Raw genomic sequence first — 18,540 nt, 5'->3', positions numbered from 1 at the left:
TCGCCGGATACCTGTGCTCTCTTTCTCCAAGGCGGCGCCGAATGACGACGAACGAGCAGAAGCTCCGGGACTACCTCAAGCGGGTCGTCACCGACCTCCACGACGCACGTCAGCAGCTCCACGACGTGCGGGCGGAGCAGCAGGAGCCGATCGCCATCGTCGGGATGAGCTGCCGGTTCCCCGGTGACGTCGACTCGCCCGAGAGCCTGTGGCGGATGGTCGCCGAGGGCACCGACGCGATGTCGGCGTTCCCGGCCGACCGCGGCTGGGACCTCGGCCGGCTCTACGACCCCGACCCCGACCGTCCCGGTACCGCCTACGTGCGCGAGGGCGGCTTCGTCCACGACGCCGCCCGCTTCGACCCCGCCTTCTTCGGCATCTCGCCGCGCGAGGCGCTGGCCATGGACGCCCAGCAGCGCCTGCTGCTCGAAGCCACCTGGGAAGTCTTCGAGCGCGCCGGCATCGACCCGACCTCGGTACGAGGCCGGGACATCGGTGTGTTCGCGGGCACCAACGGCCAGGACTACGCCTACGGCCTCCAGCAGGCCCCCGAAGGCGTCGAGGGCTACCTCGGCACCGGCACCGCCGCCGCGGTGGTGTCCGGCCGCGTCGCCTACACCTTCGGCCTCGAAGGCCCCGCGGTGACCATCGACACCGCCTGCTCGTCGTCGCTCGTCGCCCTGCACCTCGCGGCCCAGGCGCTCCGGCAGCGCGAGTGCTCGATGGCGCTGGCCGGCGGCGTCACCGTCATGTCGACCCCCGGGGTCTTCGTCGAGTTCAGCCGCCAGCGCGGCCTGTCGCCCGACGGCCGGTGCAAGTCGTTCGCGGACGGCGCGGACGGTACCGCGTGGGGCGAGGGCGTCGGCCTGCTGCTCGTGGAGCGCCTGTCCGACGCCAAGCGTCTCGGCCACCCGGTGCTCGCGGTCGTCCGCGGCACCGCGGTCAACCAGGACGGCGCGAGCAGCGGCCTCACCGCCCCCAACGGAACCGCCCAGCAACGCGTCATCCGCCAGGCGCTGGCCAACGCCCGTCTGTCCACGTCGGACGTGGACGCGGTGGAGGCGCACGGCACGGGAACGTCCCTCGGCGACCCGATCGAGGCGGAGGCGCTGCTGGCGACGTACGGCCAGGGCCGCCCCCAGGACCGTCCGCTGTGGCTCGGCTCGATCAAGTCGAACATCGGGCACACGCAGGCCGCCGCCGGCGTCGCGGGCATCATCAAGATGGTCATGGCGCTGCAGGAGGGCCTCCTCCCGCGGAGCCTGCACATCGACACGCCGTCGTCCCACGTGGACTGGTCGGCGGGCGCGGTGGAGCTGCTGACCCGGAACACCACCTGGCCGGAGGCCGAGCGGCCGCGGCGCGCGGGTGTGTCGTCGTTCGGCGTGAGCGGCACCAACGCCCACGTCATCCTCGAACAGGCCCCGACGGCCGAGCAGGAGCAGGACGAAGCGACGCAACCGGTGCCGGCGCCCGCTCCGGCGGTGCTGCCGTGGGTCCTCTCCGGCAAGTCCGAAGCCGCGCTCCAGGCCCAGGCCGCGCGGCTGCGCGACGCCCTCGCCACCGAAGGCGCCGAGCAGACCTCTCCGGTGGACGTGGGCTTCTCCCTGGCGACCTCGCGGGCGGTGCTGGAGCACCGCGCGGTGGTCGTGGGCGCCGAGCGCGAGGAACTGCTGCGCGGACTGACTGCCGTGGCGGAGGGTGCGCCTGCGGCGAGCGTGGTGCGAGGCACGGCCGCCGAAGGTATGTCGGCGGTGTTGTTCTCGGGTCAGGGTTCGCAGCGTGCGGGCATGGGACGGGAGTTGTATGAGGCGTTCCCGGTGTTCGCCGAGGCGTTGGACGCGGTGTGTGCCGAGTTCGACGGGGTGCTGGAGCGGCCTCTGCGTGAGGTGATGTTCGAGCAGGGTGAGCTGCTGGATCAGACCGGTTTCACTCAGCCTGGGCTGTTCGCGCTTGAGGTGGCGCTGTATCGGCTCGTCGAGTCGTGGGGCGTTCGGCCTGACTTCGTGACCGGTCACTCGATCGGTGAGCTTGCCGCTGCCCATGTGGCGGGTGTGCTGTCGCTGGCCGACGCTGTGGCGCTGGTCGCTGCTCGTGGGCGTCTGATGCAGGCGCTGCCTGCCGGTGGCGCGATGCTGGCCGTTGCGGCTGATGAGGCGACTGTGGCTGCGCACCTTGAGGGCCGTGAGGCCCAGGTGTCGATCGCCGCCGTGAACGGGCCGTCGTCCGTCGTCATCGCCGGTGACGAGGACGTGGTGACGGAGCTGGGTGAGGTCTTCGCTCAGGCCGGTCACAAGACGCGTCGTCTCCGGGTGAGCCATGCGTTCCACTCGCCGCACATGGACGCGATGCTGGACGACTTCCGCCGCGTCGCCGAGGGGCTCTCGTACGGGCAGCCCCGCATCCCGGTCGTGTCGAACCTGACCGGCCAGGTCGAGGACGTCGCCTTTGCCGATTACTGGGTGCGTCACGTCCGTGGCGCGGTTCGCTTCGGCGAAGGCGTGCGCTGGCTTGAGCAGCAGGGCGTCTCCGTCTTCCTGGAACTGGGCCCCGACGCCGTCCTGTCCGGCATGGCACCGGAGTCCCTGACCGGTTCGGCCCAGCTGATCCCCGTCCTCCGTAAGGACCGTCCCGAGCCCGAGGCGCTCGTCAGCGCGCTCGGCCGGCTGCACGTCGCCGGGGTGACCCCCGACTGGGCCGCGTTCTTCGCAGGCGCCCGGCGGGTCGACCTGCCGACGTACGCCTTCCAGCGTGAGCGGTACTGGCTTGAGGCCGCGCAGGAGGGGACCGTCCAGGAGAACGCCGCCGACGCGCGCTTCTGGGCCGCCGTGGAGAGCGAAGACCTCGAATCGGTGGCCGGCGTCCTGCGCCTCTCCGGCGACGAGCGGCTGAGCGAGGTGCTGCCCGCGCTCTCGGCTTGGCGCAGGCAGCAGCGTGAACACGCCCTCGTCGACAGCTGGCGCTACACCGCCCGCTGGACTCCGGTGTCCGAACCGGCTCTCACGCCGGAGGGCACCTGGTTGGTGATCGCGGACAACGCCACCGGGCACCGCGTCGCCACCGCCCTGCGTGACCACGGCGTCCGCATCCGCCTCCTGGAGCCGGCCGAGCAGGACCGGGACCGGCAGGCCCTCGCCGAGCGGATCGCCGCCGAGGGGCCCGTGGACGGCGTCGTGTGCGCCGCCGACCTGGTGACCTCCGTGAACGTGACCCAGGCTCTGGGCGACGCGGGTGTGGAAGCGCCGCTGTGGCTGGTGACGTCGGGTGCGGTGTCCACGGGTGCGGGTGACGTGCTGCGGGACGCGGCCGCGGCTGCCGTGTGGGGCTTCGGCCGAGTGGCCGGCCAAGAGCACCCTGAGCGGTGGGGCGGTCTGGTCGACGTTCCCGAGGAGTTGGACGAGCGTGCTGTGGCTCGGCTGGCGGGTGTGCTGGCCGGGTCCGGTGAGGACCAGGTAGCGGTTCGTGCGGCCGGGGTGTTCGGTCGTCGTCTGATGCGTGCTGCGCTCGCCGATACACCGGTGGCGGGGGAGGCGTGGAGCCCGTCGGGCGGCACGGTCCTGATCACCGGCGGCACTGGCGCGCTCGGCGGCCACGTCGCCCGCTGGGTCGTGCGTCAGGGCGCCGAGCATGTCGTGCTCACCAGCCGTCGGGGCCTGGACGCCCCGGGTGCTGCCGAGTTGAAGGCCGAGCTCGTGGAGCTCGGTGCCCGCGTCACGGTCGCCGCCTGCGACGTCGCCGACCGCGACGCCGTGGCGAGCCTGCTGGCCGAACACCCGGTGACCGCCGTGTTCCACGCCGCCGGAGTGGTGGACGACGGTGTGGTGGCTGGTTTGACCGTTGAGCGCGTCGAGTCGGTGATGCGGGCGAAGACGGATGCGGCGTGGGTGTTGCACGAGGCGACGCGGGAGCTTGATCTTTCGGCGTTCGTGTTGTTCTCGTCGTTCGCGGGGACGGTGGGTAGCCCGGGTCAGGCCAACTACGCGGCTGCGAACGCCGGTCTGGACGCGTTGGCCGTCGTCCGGCGGCAGGAGGGCCTGCCGGCCACCTCCATCGCCTGGGGCCCGTGGGCCGGAGACGGCATGGCGGCCGCGGGCGACGTGGCCGAACGTGCCCGTCGAGGCGGCATGCCCGTCCTGCCGGTGAACTCCGCCATCACCGCTCTTCAGCAGGTTCTCGACCGTGACGAGACCGAGATCGCCGTGGTCGACGTCGACTGGGCGCAGTTCGCGCCCGGCTTCGCCGGCCCCCGCGGCAGCGCGCTGATCGGCGACCTGCCCGAGGTGCAGGAGGCCCTGCGCAAGCAGGCCGCCGCCCCTGCCGCGGAGTCGGCGATCGCCGTGCGTCTGGCCGGGCGGTCGCGTGCGGAGCAGCTCGACGTGCTGCTGGAGCTGGTGCGCGGGCACGCGGCGGCGGTGCTGGGTTACGCCGATCCGGGTGCGCTGGACGTCGAGCGGGCCTTCCGTGAGCTTGGCTTCGACTCGCTGACCGCCCTCGAGTTCCGCAACCAGCTCGTGGCCGGGACGGGCCTCGCCCTGCCGGCGACGGTGGTCTTCGACTACCCCAGCTGCCTCGTGCTGGCCGAGCACCTGACGGAAGAGCTCGCCGGTGACACCGCCGCTTCGGCAGTCGTCGCGGCGGGTGTCTCCGACGAGCCGATCGCGATCGTCGGCATGGCGTGCCGCTTCCCCGGCGACGTGCGTTCACCGGAGGAGTTCTGGCAGCTCCTCACATCCGGCCGGGACGCCATGTCGGCGTTCCCCACGGACCGCGGCTGGGACCTGGCCAACCTGTTCGACCCGGACCCGGACCGGCCCCACACCTCCTACGCCTCCGAGGGCGGCTTCATCCACGACGCCGCCGGCTTCGACTCCGCCTTCTTCGGCATCTCCCCGCGCGAGGCCGTGGCGATGGACCCGCAGCAGCGTCTGCTGCTGGAGACCGCCTGGGAGGCCTTCGAACGGGCCGGCGTCGACCCGGCGTCGCTGCGCGGCAGCCAGGCCGGTGTGTTCGTCGGCAGCAACGGCCAGGACTACCTGGAGCTGCTGTCCGGCACCGACGAGGGCCTGCACGGTCACCTGGGCACCGGTAACGCGGCCAGTGTCGTGTCGGGTCGTATTGCGTACGCGTTCGGTCTTGAGGGTCCGGCGCTGACGGTGGACACGGCGTGCTCGTCGTCGTTGGTCGCCCTGCATCTGGCCATCCAGTCGCTGCGCAACGGTGAGTGCTCGATGGCGTTGGCCGGTGGTGTGACGGTGATGTCGACGCCGGGTACGTTCGTGGAGTTCAGTCGTCAGCGTGGGTTGTCCGCTGATGGGCGGTGCAAGGCGTTCGCGGAGGCTGCGGACGGTACTGGTTGGGGTGAGGGTGTCGGGCTGCTGTTGGTGGAGCGGCTGTCGGATGCGCGTCGTAATGGTCACCAGGTGTTGGCGGTGGTCAGTGGTTCGGCGATCAACCAGGATGGTGCGTCGAATGGTCTGACGGCGCCGAACGGTCCGTCGCAGCAGCGGGTGATCCGGCAGGCGCTGGCCAACGCGCGTCTGACGACGTCTGATGTGGATGCGGTGGAGGCGCACGGTACGGGCACGACGTTGGGTGACCCGATCGAGGCGCAGGCGCTGCTGGCGACCTATGGTCAGGACCGGCCTGAGGGTCGGCCGCTGTGGCTGGGTTCGGTGAAGTCCAACATCGGGCACACCCAGGCCGCCGCCGGCGTCGCCGGTGTCATCAAGATGGTCATGGCCCTGCGCGAGGGACTTCTCCCGCAGAGCCTCCACATCGACGCGCCCTCCTCGCACGTGGACTGGTCGGCCGGCTCGGTGGAGCTGCTGACGGAGAACACCGCGTGGCCCGAGGTGGACCGTCCCTGGCGTGCGGGCGTGTCGTCGTTCGGCATGAGCGGCACCAACGCCCATGTCATCATCGAGCAGGCCCCGGACGCCGAAGAGTCCCCCGTCGCCGAGCCGGTACCGGCTCCCGCGTGCGTTCCCTGGCTCCTCTCGGCGAAGTCGGACGACGCTCTGCGTGCCCAGGCGGAACGCCTGCGGCAGCACGTGGCGGCGCGGTCCGAGGTGTCGCCGCTGGACGTGAGCCTCTCGCTCGCAGCCTCTCGCGCGACACTGGACCACCGCGCGGTGGTCCTGGGCGGTGACCTGGAGACGCTGCAGGAGGGCCTGAAGGCGCTCGCCACCGGTGCTGCCGCACCGAACGTGATCAGCGGTGTCAGCCTCGGCGCGGGCGGCAAGGTCGCGTTCGTGTTCCCCGGTCAGGGATCCCAGTGGGTCGGCATGGCCACCGAACTCATCGAGACCTCACCGGTGTTCGCTGAGCGGATGCGCGAGTGCGCGACGGCGTTGTCGTCCTACGTCGACTGGTCGCTGTTCGACGTCCTGGATGACGCCGAGGCGCTTGAGCGCGTCGATGTCGTTCAGCCGGTGCTCTTCGCGGTGATGGTGTCGCTGGCGGAGCTGTGGCGTTCGCACGGCGTCAACCCGGCCGCTGTGGTGGGTCATTCGCAGGGTGAGATCGCTGCGGCCTGTGTCGCGGGTGCGCTGTCGCTGGAGGACGCCGCCAAGGTCGTGGCCCTCCGGTCGAAGGCGATCCTGGCCCTGTCGGGTCTCGGCGGCATGGTGTCCGTCGCGCTGCCGGTGGAGCAGGTCCGTGAGCGGCTGACCGACGGCCTGTCGATCGCCGCCGTGAACGGCCCCAAGTCCGTGGTGGTCTCCGGTGACGTGGCCGCCCTCGACGCCCTGCTGGCCGCCTGCGAGGCCGACGAGGTGCGCGCCCGTCGCATCCCCGTCGACTACGCCTCCCACTCCGCGCACGTCGAGGCCATCCGCGAGGAGCTGTTCACCAGCCTCGCCGGCATCGCGCCGCGCACGGCCGAGGTGCCGTTCTTCTCGACCGTCACCGCCGACTGGTGCGACACCACCGGTCTCGACGCCGAGTACTGGTACACCAACCTCCGCCAGACCGTCCGCTTCGACGAGGCCACCCGCGCTCTCGCCGAGCAGGGCTACCGCTTCTTCGTCGAGGCCAGCGCCCACCCCGTCCTGACCCTCGGCGTCCAGGAGACCGTCGACGCCACCGGCACCGACGCCGTCGTCCTGGGCTCCCTGCGCCGCGACGACGGTGGGCTGGACCGGTTCCTCACCTCGCTCGCCGAGGGACACGTCCAGGGACTGCCCGCCGACTGGCAGCCCCTGCTGTCCGGCGGCCGGGTCGTGGACCTGCCCACCTACGCGTTCCAGCACAAGCACTACTGGCCGGCTCCCGTCCAGCGCGAGGACGACCGGATCGCCGCCCTCTCCACCGACCCCGCCGAGGCCAGGTTCTGGGCCGCCGTCGAGGAGGAGGACCTGGCCGGACTGGCCGACACCCTCCAGGTGGACGGCGACCAGCCGCTCAGCTCGCTCATGCCGAAGCTGTCGGCCTGGCGGCGGGCGAACCGCGAACGCTCCACCCTGGACTCCTGGCGGTACCGCGTCACCTGGAAGCGGGTCACCGAACCGGCGGCGCCGGTGGTGTCCGGCACCTGGCTGGCGCTGCTGCCGGAGGCCCTCACCGAGGACGCCACCGTGACCGGCTCGCTCGACGCACTCGAGCGCAGCGGAGTGCGGGTCGTCCGGCGGACCGTCGATCCCCGCGGCCTCGACCGCGCCGCCGCCGGCGACCTGCTGCGGGACGCGGCCGACGTCACCGGCGTGTGGTCCCTGCTGGCGCTCGACGAGCAGCCGCACGCGACGCACCCCGCCGTCCCCGCGGGCACCGCGGCCACGCTGCTGGTGCTCCAGGCGCTGGGCGACCTCGGCATCGACGTACCGGTGTGGTGCGCGACTCGCGGCGCCGTGGCCACCGGCCACGACGACACCGTCACCCACCCGCTGCAGGCGCTGGTGTGGGGCATGGGCCGCATCGCCGGCCTGGAGGCCCCCCTGCGCTGGGGCGGTCTCGTCGACCTGCCGGCGACCGCCGACGAGCGGGCCTTCGACCGGCTCGGCCGGGTGCTGACCGCGGACGCCGGCGAGGACCAGCTCGCGCTGCGGGCCACCGGCGTCTTCGGCCGCCGCCTCGAACGCGCCCCCCTCGGCGACGAGCCGGCCGCGCAGCCCTGGAGCCCCCGCGGCACCGTCCTGGTGACCGGCGGCACCGGCGCGCTCGGCGGCCACATGGCCCGCTGGCTCGCCGCCGAGGGCGCCGAACACCTGCTGCTCACCAGCCGCCGCGGTGCCGACGCGCCGGGCGCCGAGCAGCTCGTCGCCGACATCACCGCCCTCGGCGCCCGGGTCACCCTCGCCGCCTGCGACGTGAGCGACCGCGACGCGCTGGCCGCCCTGCTGGCCGAGCACCCGGTCGACGCGGTCGTGCACACCGCCGCCGTCCTCGACGACACCGTCCTCGACCTCCTCGGCATGGAGCAGGTCGATCAGGTGCTGCGCGTCAAGGTGCAGGCCGCCCTGCACCTGCACGAGCTGACGCGGGACCGCGACCTGTCCGCCTTCGTGCTGTTCTCGTCGCTGTCGGGCACCCTGGGCGCCTCCGGCCAGGGCAACTACGCCCCCGGCAACGCCTTCCTCGACGCCCTCGCCCAGCACCGCCGGGCCCAGGGCCTCGCCGCCACCTCGGTGGCATGGGGCCCGTGGGCGGAGGGCGGCATGGCCGACGGCGGCGTCGGCGAGGTCGCCCGCCGGCACGGCGTCCCCGAGATGGCCCCCGACTCGGCCATCGCCGTCCTGCGCCAGGCCCTCGACCACGACGAGACGTTCCTGACCGTCGCCGACATCGACTGGCAGCGCTTCTTCACCGCTTTCACCGCGATCCGCCCCACCCGGATCTTCGACGAGATCGCCGACGTGCGCCGCATCGTCGCCGCCACCGGCCCGGCCACCGACGCCCCCGAGGCCGACGACTCGCCGACCGGCCTCGCCCGGCGCCTGTCCGGCCTGCCGCGCGCCGAACAGGACGCGCTCCTGCTCGACTTGGTGCGCGCCCACGTCGCCGTGGTCCTCGGCTACTCCGCGGACGAGACGGCCGACGAGCGCCGGCCCTTCCGCGACCTCGGCTTCGACTCCGTGACCGCGGTCCAGCTGCGCAACCGCCTCAACTCCGTCACCGGCCTCAAGCTGCCCGCCACGCTCGTGTTCGACCACCCCACGCCGACGGCGCTCGTCGAGCACCTGCGGACGGAGATCGTGGGCAGCACGCCGCAGGCGCTCGCGCCCGTCACCGTGGCCCAGGAGGACGAGCCCATCGCGATCGTCGCCATGAGCTGCCGCTTCCCGGGCGACGTGCGGTCGCCCGAGGACCTGTGGCGCATGCTCGTCGACGAGCGGGACGCCGTCACCGGGCTGCCCACCGACCGCGGCTGGGACCTCGACGGCCTCTACGACCCCGACCCCGACCACCCCGGCACCTCCTACACCACCTCCGGCTCCTTCCTCCACGACGCCGCACAGTTCGACCCGGTGCTCTTCGGCATCAGCCCGCGCGAGGCGCTGGCGATGGACCCGCAGCAGCGGCTCGTCCTGGAGTCCGCCTGGGAGCTCTTCGAACGGGCGGGCATCGACCCGACCTCGCTGCGCGGCACGCCCGCGGGCGTGTTCGTCGGCTCCTTCACCCAGGGCTACGGCGCCGTGGTCGAGAAGATGCCGGAAGGCGTCGAGGGCTACTTCGTCACCGGCGACGCGGCCAGCGTCATGTCCGGCCGCATCGCCTACACCTTCGGCCTCGAAGGCCCGGCGCTGACCGTCGACACGGCGTGCTCGTCGTCGCTGGTCGCCCTGCACCTGGCGATGCAGGCCCTCCGCAAGGGCGAGTGCTCGCTCGCCCTCGCCGGCGGCGTGACGGTCATGGCCACCCCCGCGACCTTCAGCGAGTTCAGCCGCCAGCGCGGGCTGGCCGTCGACGGCCGCTGCAAGCCCTTCGCCGAAGCCGCCGACGGCTTCGGCCAGGGCGAGGGCGTCGGCATGCTGCTCGTCGAGCGGCTGTCCGACGCGCGCCGCAACGGCCACCAGGTCCTCGCGGTCGTCCGCGGCTCGGCCGTCAACCAGGACGGCGCGTCCAACGGCCTGACCGCCCCGAACGGCCCGTCCCAGCAGCGCGTCATCCGCCAGGCACTCGCCGACGCCCGACTCACGCCGTCCGACGTGGACGCGGTCGAGGCCCACGGCACGGGCACCACCCTGGGCGACCCCATCGAGGCCCAGGCCATCCTCGCCACCTACGGCCAGGACCGGCCCCAGGACCGGCCGGTGTGGCTGGGCTCGGTGAAGTCCAACATCGGCCACGCCCAGGCCGCCGCCGGTGTCGCCGGCGTCATCAAGATGGTCCTGGCGATGCAGTACGGCCTGCTGCCACGCAGCCTGCACCTCGACGCGCCCTCGTCCCGCGTCGAATGGTCCGCCGGCGCGGTGGAGCTCCTGACCGGCGCCACGCCGTGGCCCGAGAACGACCGGCCACGTCGCGCGGGCGTGTCGTCCTTCGGCTTCAGCGGAACGAACGCGCACGTCGTCCTGGAACAGGCCCCGGAGCAGCCCGCACCCGAACCCGCCGAAGCCGACGGGGAGGGTGACCGGCCCGTTCCCCTGCTGCTCTCCGCCCAGACCGGCGCCGCGCTGCGTGCCCAGGCCCGGCGTCTCCACGCCCACCTGACGCAGCGCCCCGAGCTCGCCCCCACCGACATCGGCTGGTCGCTCCTGTCGACCAGGGCCGTGCTCGACCACCGTGCCGCCGTCGTCGGCACGGACCGCGCCACGCTGCTCGCCGGCCTCGACGCACTGGCCGAAGGACGCACCGACGCGACGGTCGCCGAGGGAGTCCTCGGCGCCGGCCGCGGCAAGGTGGCGTTCGTGTTCCCGGGTCAGGGTTCGCAGTGGGTCGGTATGGCTGCCGAACTCATTGAGACCTCGCCGGTGTTCGCTGAGCGGATGCGGGAGTGTGCGGCGGCGTTGTCGTCGTATGTGGACTGGTCGCTGTTCGATGTGCTGGATGACGCTGAGGCGCTTGAGCGCGTTGATGTGGTGCAGCCGGTGTTGTTCGCGGTGATGGTGTCGCTGGCGGAGCTGTGGCGCTCCTACGGTGTGAAGCCGGCCGCTGTGGTGGGTCATTCGCAGGGTGAGATCGCTGCCGCGTGTGTGGCGGGTGCGCTCTCGCTCGATGACGCCGCCAAGGTCGTGGCTCTCCGCTCGAAGGCGATCCTCGCCCTGTCGGGTCTGGGTGGCATGGTGTCGGTGGGGCTGCCGGTGGAGCAGGTGCGGGAGCGCCTGACCGGTGGTCTGTCGATTGCCGCGGTCAACGGGCCGCGCTCGGTGGTCGTCTCGGGTGATGTGGCGGAGCTGGATGCTCTGCTCGCTGCCTGTGAGGCGGATGAGGTGCGGGCGCGCCGGATTCCGGTGGACTATGCGTCGCACTCGGCGCACGTCGAGGCGATCCGTGACGAGTTGCTGACGGTGTTGGTGGGCCTTGCCCCGCGTGCGGCTGAGGTGCCGTTCTTCTCGACGGTCACGGCTGACTGGTTCGACACCATTGGTCTCGACGCCGAGTACTGGTACACGAACCTGCGGGAGACGGTGCGGTTCGAGGAGGCCACGACGGCCCTCGTCGAGCAGGGTCACCAGGTGTTCGTCGAGACGAGCGCCCACCCCGTGCTCACGCTCGGCGTCCGGGAGACGCTGGACGCGCTGGATTCCGCAGGCATCGCCCTGGGCACGCTGCGCCGGGACGAGGGCGGCCTGAACCGGTTCTTCCTTTCCCTCGGTGAGGCGCACACCCACGGCGTACGGGTCGACTGGTCCGGCGTCTTCACCGGCGCCCGCCAGGTCGACCTGCCGACCTACGCCTTCGACCACCAGCGGTTCTGGCTCACCGCCGACAAGGCCGACCACGCCGGCACGGCCGCTGCCACCGACCCCCTCGACGCCGACTTCTGGGCGGCGGTGGAGCGCGGTGACGTCACTGCCCTCGCCGAGACCCTCGATGTGGTGGAGCAGGAGTCGCTGAGTGCGGTGTTGCCGTTGCTGTCCTCGTGGCGGCGTCGGCGGGTGGAGCAGTCGCGGGTCGATGAGTGGCGTTACACGGTGTCGTGGAAGCCGCTGTCGCTTGACTCCACCGTCCTGTCGGGTCGTTGGCTGGTCGTTTCGGCTGGTGGCGACGTGGTGTCGGAGGTGCTGGAGCGGGCGGGTGCCGAGGTGGTGCGCCTGGCGGTGGATGCCGCCGAGGTGTCGCGTCCGGTGCTGGCCGAGCGTCTGGCGGGCGTCGAGGTCGACGGGGTGGTCTCCCTCCTCGGCCTCGACGACACCGCCGACGGCGAGGTCGTCTCGCCCGGCCTGGCCGCGAGCATCGCCCTTGTCCAGGCACTGGACGACGCGGCGGTTTCCGCACCGCTGTGGGTGCTGACCCGCGGTGCGGTGTCCGTCGGCCGCTCGGACCGGCTCGCGAACGTCACGCAAGCACAGCTCTGGGGCTTCGGCCGGGTGGTCGGTCTGGAGCACCCGGAGCGTTGGGGTGGTCTGGTCGACCTTCCCGAGGGCTTGGACGAGCGGGCTGCGGGGCGGTTGGTGGCTCTGCTGGCCGGTGGCGCCGGTGACGAGGACCAGATCGCGCTGCGTTCGTCCGGTGTGTTCGGTCGCCGGTTGGTGCGTTCTCCGCTGGGGGATGCGGCGCCGGTGCGTGCGTGGTCTCCGCGGGGCACGGTGCTGATCACTGGTGGTACGGGTGCTCTGGGTGGGCATGTGGCGCGTTGGGCGGCCGGCAAGGGTGCCGAGCACCTCGTGCTGACCAGCCGTCGTGGTCTGGAGGCTCCGGGTGCGGCGGAGCTGGTGGCGGAGCTCACCGAGCTCGGTGCCCGCGTGACCGTCGCCGCGTGTGATGTGGCCGACCGGGAGGCGGTGGCGGAGCTGCTGGCCGAGCACACGGTCAACGCCGTCGTCCACGCCGCCGGCACCGTGCACAACGGCACCATCGCGACCCTCACCCCCGAAGACACCGCAGCCGTCCTCGGCCCGAAGGTCGCCGGCGTGCGCAACCTCGACGAACTGCTGGGCGGCACCGAGCTGGACGCGTTCGTGCTGTTCTCGTCCAACGCCGGTGTCTGGGGCAGCGGTGGGCAGAGCACGTACGCCGCCGCCAACGCCTACCTCGACGCGCTCGCCGAGGACCGGCGGGCCCGGGGCCTGACCGCCACCTCCGTCGCCTGGGGCGCCTGGGGCGGAAGCGGTCTGGCCACCGAAGCCGCGGCCGAGGAGCAGCTGCGTCGACGCGGTGTCCTCGCCATGGCTCCCGAGCTCGCGATGTCGGCCCTCGTCCAGGCCGTCGAGCACGACGAGACGTTCGTGGCCGTGGCGGACGTGGACTGGGCCCGGTTCGTGCCCGGCTTCACCGCCGCCCGCCCGCGCCCCCTCATCAGCGACATCCCCGAAGTGAGCCAGGCCCTCGCCGCGGCCGGTCCGGCCGAGACGCCGGCCGACGGCGCGTCGGAGCTGGTGCGTACGCTGACCGCCGCGTCGGAGACCGAACGCACCCGCATCCTGCTCCAGCTCGTGCGCACCGAGGCCGCCGCCGTCCTGGGCTTCCCGGACGCCGAGGCCATCGAGCGGACCAAGGCCTTCCGCGAGCTCGGGTTCGACTCGCTGACCGCCGTGCAGATGCGCGACGGACTCAGCTCACGCACCGGAGTGAAGCTGCCGACCACGGTCGTCTTCGACCACCCGACGGCGGCCGCTCTCGCCGAGTACCTGCGTGACGAGCTGCTCGGCGCCACCGCGGCACCCGCCGCACCGGTGACCGGCCCCGTCGGCGTCGCCGACCCGGCCGAGCCGATCGCGATCGTCGGCATGGCCTGCCGCTATCCCGGCGACGTGCGGTCCCCGGAGGACCTGTGGCGGCTGGTCGACTCGTCCGGCGACGCGATCTCGGTCTTCCCGACCGACCGCGGCTGGAACGTCGAGGCGGGCTTCACTCCCGCAGGCGGGTTCGTCTACGACGCGGGCGAGTTCGACGCGGCGTTCTTCGGCATCAGCCCGCGTGAGGCGCTGGCGATGGACCCGCAGCAGCGCCTGCTGCTGGAGACGGCCTGGGAGCTGTTCGAGCGGGCGGGCATCGACCCGACCTCGCTGCGCGGCAGCCAGACCGGCGTCTTCGCCGGCGCTTCCTCGCAGGGCTACGGCGCCGGTCTGTCGTCGGAGGCGGCCGAGGGTTACCTGACCACCGGCGACGCGGGCAGCGTCGCCTCCGGCCGCATCTCCTACGTGTTCGGCCTGGAGGGTCCGGCGGTCACGGTCGACACGGCGTGTTCGTCGTCGCTGGTGGCCCTGCACCTGGCGGCGCAGTCGCTGCGCAACGGTGAGTGCTCGATGGCGGTCGCCGGTGGTGTCGCGGTGATGTCGACGCCGGGTGCCTTCCAGGAGTTCAGCCGCCAGGGCGGGCTGGCCGGTGACGGCCGCTGCAAGCCGTTCGCGGAGGCCGCGGACGGTACGGGCTGGGGTGAGGGCGTCGGTCTGCTGCTCGTCGAGCGGCTCTCCGACGCGATCCGCAACGGGCACGAAGTGCTCGCGGTCGTCAAGGGCTCGGCGGTGAACCAGGATGGTGCGTCGAATGGTCTGACGGCTCCGAACGGTCCGTCGCAGCAGCGGGTGATCCGGCAGGCGCTGGCCAATGCCGGGCTGTCGGCGTCCGAGGTGGACGTGGTGGAGGCGCACGGCACGGGTACGACGCTGGGTGACCCGATCGAGGCGCAGGCGCTGCTGGCGACCTACGGTCAGGAGCGTGCCGAGGACCGGCCCCTGCTGTTGGGTTCGGTGAAGTCGAACATCGGTCACACGCAGGCTGCTTCGGGTGCTGCGGGCATCATCAAGATGGTCATGGCGATGCAGAACGGGATGGTTCCGGAGAGCCTGCACGTCGACCGTCCGTCCACGCACGTGGACTGGACCGCGGGTGCGGTGGAGCTGGTCACGGAGAACACCGCCTGGCCCGAGACCGACCGGCCGCGGCGTGCGGGTGTCTCGTCGTTCGGCGTCAGTGGCACCAACGCCCACATCATCCTGGAGCAGCCGCCCGCCACGACCCCGGCGACGATCACGCCGGCACCCGAGGGCGCCGTCGCGCCGTGGCTGCTGTCGGCGAAGTCCGAGGCGGCCCTCAAGGCGCAGGCCGAGCGACTGCTCGCGGAGCTCACTGACGACGCGTCCCCGGTGGACGTCGGATATTCGCTCGCCACCACTCGCGCCGCACTGGACCACCGCGCGGTCGTGGTCGGCCTGAACCGCGAGGACCTTCTTGCCGGGCTGACCGCGGTCGCCGAGGGCGCGTCCGGTGCGGGTGTGGTGCGCGGAGTGACTCGTGACGCGGGCCTGACGGCGGTGTTGTTCTCGGGTCAGGGTTCGCAGCGTGCGGGCATGGGCCGGGAGTTGTACGAGACGTTCCCGGTGTTCGCCGAGGCGTTGGACGCGGTGTGTGCCGAGTTCGACCGGGTGCTGGAGCGGCCTCTGCGTGAGGTGATGTTCGAGCAGGGTGAGGCGCTGGATCAGACTGGTTTCACTCAGCCTGGGCTGTTTGCGCTTGAGGTGGCGCTGTATCGGCTGGTCGAGTCGTGGGGTGTGCGTCCGGACTTCGTGACGGGTCATTCGATTGGTGAGTTGGCTGCGGCTCATGTGGCGGGTGTGCTGTCGCTGGCCGATGCTGTGGCGCTGGTCGCGGCGCGTGGCCGGTTGATGCAGGCGCTGCCCACGGGTGGTGCGATGCTGGCCGTCGGTGCGGACGAGGCGACTGTGGCGGCCCAGCTTGAGGGCCGTGAGGCTCAGGTCTCCATCGCGGCGGTCAACGGTCCGTCGTCCGTCGTCATCGCCGGTGACGAGGACGTGGTGACGGAGCTGGGTGAGACGTTCGCTCAGGCCGGTCACAAGACGCGTCGCCTCCGCGTGAGTCACGCGTTCCACTCGCCGCACATGGACGCGATGCTGGAGGACTTCTGTCTGGTGGCGGAGGGCCTGTCGTACGAGCAGCCGTCGATCCCGGTCGTCTCCAACTTGACCGGTCAGGTCGAGGACGTCGCTTCCGCCGACTACTGGGTCCGTCACGTCCGTGGCGCCGTCCGCTTCGGTGAGGGTGTCCGCTGGCTTGAGGACCAGGGCGTCTCCGTGTTCCTCGAACTCGGCCCCGACGGTGTGCTCTCGGGCATGGCCCAGGAGTCCGTGACCGGCGAGCCCGCCCTCGTCGCGGCCCTGCGCAAGGACCGTTCCGAGCCGGAGGCCCTGGTCACCGCTCTCGGTCGGCTCCACGTGGCGGGTGTCGACCTCGACTGGGGCACCTTCTTCACCGGCGCCCGGCGCGTCGACCTGCCGACCTACGCCTTCCAGCACCAGCGCTACTGGCTGGAGCCGGCCGCACCCGCTGTGGCGGGCGAGGCCGGCGCGGCGGACGCGGAGTTCTGGTCGGCCGTCGAGCAGTTGGACGCCGACACGCTGGCCGGGACCCTGGAGGTCGACGGCGACGCCCTGCGGGCCGTCCTGCCGGCCCTGTCCACCTGGCGCGGCAAGCAGCGCGAGCAGTCCACCGTGGACAAGTGGCGCTATGCCGTCTCCTGGGAGCGCGTGACCGAACCCGCCGCCGCCGCGCTCGCCGGCACCTGGCTGCTGGTCACTTCGACTGCCGTGACCGATGAGGCGTGGCAGACCGCGGCGGCCGAAGCGCTGGCCGAGCGGGGCGCCGAGGTGGTCCGGCTCGACCTGGACGAAGCCGGTCTCGACCGGGCCGCCCTGGCCGAGCGGCTGCGCGCGGTCGAGACGCGCACCCCGCTGGTCGGCGTGCTCTCCCTGCTCGGCCTCGACGAGCGGGCCCACGCCCGGCACGAGGTCCTCCCGCTGGGTGCCGCGGGCACCGCGGTGCTCACCCAGGCCCTCGGTGACGCGGGCGTCGGAGCGCCGCTGTGGCTGGCGACCCGCGGCGCGGTGTCCGTCGGCGCAGCCGACCGCACCGGCGGCGGCACCACGCCCGCGCAAGCGCAGGTGTGGGGCCTGGGCCGGGTCATCGGCCTGGAGCACCCGGAGCGTTGGGGTGGTCTGGTCGACCTGCCCGGAACCGTCGACGACCGTGCGAAGGCGCGGCTGGCCGCGGTACTGGCCGGCTTCGACGAGGAGGACCAGGTCGCTCTGCGCTCGTCCGGCGTCCACGTGCGGCGCCTGGTGCGTTCGCCGCTGCCGACGGCCGTCGCGGCCGGCGGCTGGAAGCCGGCGGGCACGGTGCTCGTCACCGGCGGCACCGGTGCCCTCGGCGCCCACGTCGCGCGGTGGCTGCTCGTCTCCGGCGCCGACCACGTCGTCCTGACCAGCCGGCGGGGCCTGGAGGCGCCCGGCGCCGCCGAGCTGGAGGCCGAGCTGGTCGCGCTGGGCGGCGGCCGCGTGACGATCGCCGCCTGCGACGTCGCCGACCGCGACGCCGTGGAGGCGCTGGCCAAGCGGCTGGAAGCCGAGGACTCGCCGGTGCGGGCGGTCGTCCACGCCGCGGGCATCGGCCAGGACACCTCGATCGACGAGACCGGCCTGGACGACTTCGCCCGGATCCTCACGGCGAAGGTCGCGGGCGCGGTCAACCTCGACAGCGTCTTCGCCGACGCCGACCTGGACGCCTTCGTCCTGTTCTCGTCGATCGCGGGCGTGTGGGGCAGCGGAGTCCAGGGGGCCTACGCGGCGGGCAACGCCTTCCTCGACGCCCTCGCCGAGCGGCGCCGGGCCCGTGGGCTCACGGCGACCTCGCTGGCGTGGGGTCCGTGGGCCGAGGGCGGTCTCGCCGACGGTGAGGCGGGCGAGCAGCTGGCGCGCCGCGGCCTGCGCGCCCTCGCACCGTCGCTGGCGATCAGCGCCCTGCACTCCTCGCTGGAGCGGGACGAGACCTTCGTCGTCGTCGCCGACGTCGACTGGGAGCGCTTCGTCCCGGCCTACACCGCGCGGCGGCGCCGTCCGCTCCTGGACGGGGTGCCCGACGTGCGGCAGCTCCTGGCGGCCGAGCAGGAGGAGCCGACGGACGGCTCCGACGGCTCCCAGGACCTGCGGGACCGGCTCGGGGGGCTCTCCGCGGCCGAGCGCGAACGGTCCCTGCGGGAACTCGTGCGCACCACCGTCGCCGAGGTCCTGTCCTACCGCGACAAGACCGAGGTCGACACCGACAAGAGCTTCCTGGAGCTCGGGTTCGACTCGCTGACCTCGGTGGAGCTGCGCACGCAGCTCAACCGGGCGACCGCACTGCGGCTGCCGGCCACGGTGGTCTTCGACTACCCGACGCCCGCCGCGCTGGCAGCGCACCTGGCGGCGACCCTGTTCGCGGCCGCGGACGACACCGCGGGGGAGCCGGGCGAGGAAGAGATCCGGCGCGCGCTGGCGGCCGTGCCCATCAGCCGGTTCCGCGAGGCCGGGCTGCTGCCCGCCCTGCTGCGGCTGGCCGACACGGCCGAAGCCGGACCCGACGCACCCACCGACGACGAGACGAGCGAGCTCGACTCGATGGACATCGAAAACCTGATCGAGATCGCGCTCGACGGCAGCGACTCCTGAA

General features: G+C 72.7%; 1 protein-coding gene. It reads left to right on the top strand.

The annotated features are described in order from the left end of the window. Positions 1–11: 11 nt before the first annotated feature. A complete protein-coding gene (locus CYQ11_RS29930; RefSeq protein WP_481135918.1) occupies positions 12–18,539 on the top strand; it encodes a type I polyketide synthase in 18,528 nt (6,175 codons plus the stop codon). The last annotated feature ends 1 nt before the right edge of the window (position 18,540 follow it).

Source organism: Streptomyces cinnamoneus (genome assembly GCF_002939475.1).
GTDB lineage: Bacteria > Actinomycetota > Actinomycetes > Streptomycetales > Streptomycetaceae > Streptomyces > Streptomyces cinnamoneus_A.
Note: the sequence above shows the minus strand (reverse complement) of the source record. Positions and strands in the feature narration are given on the sequence as shown.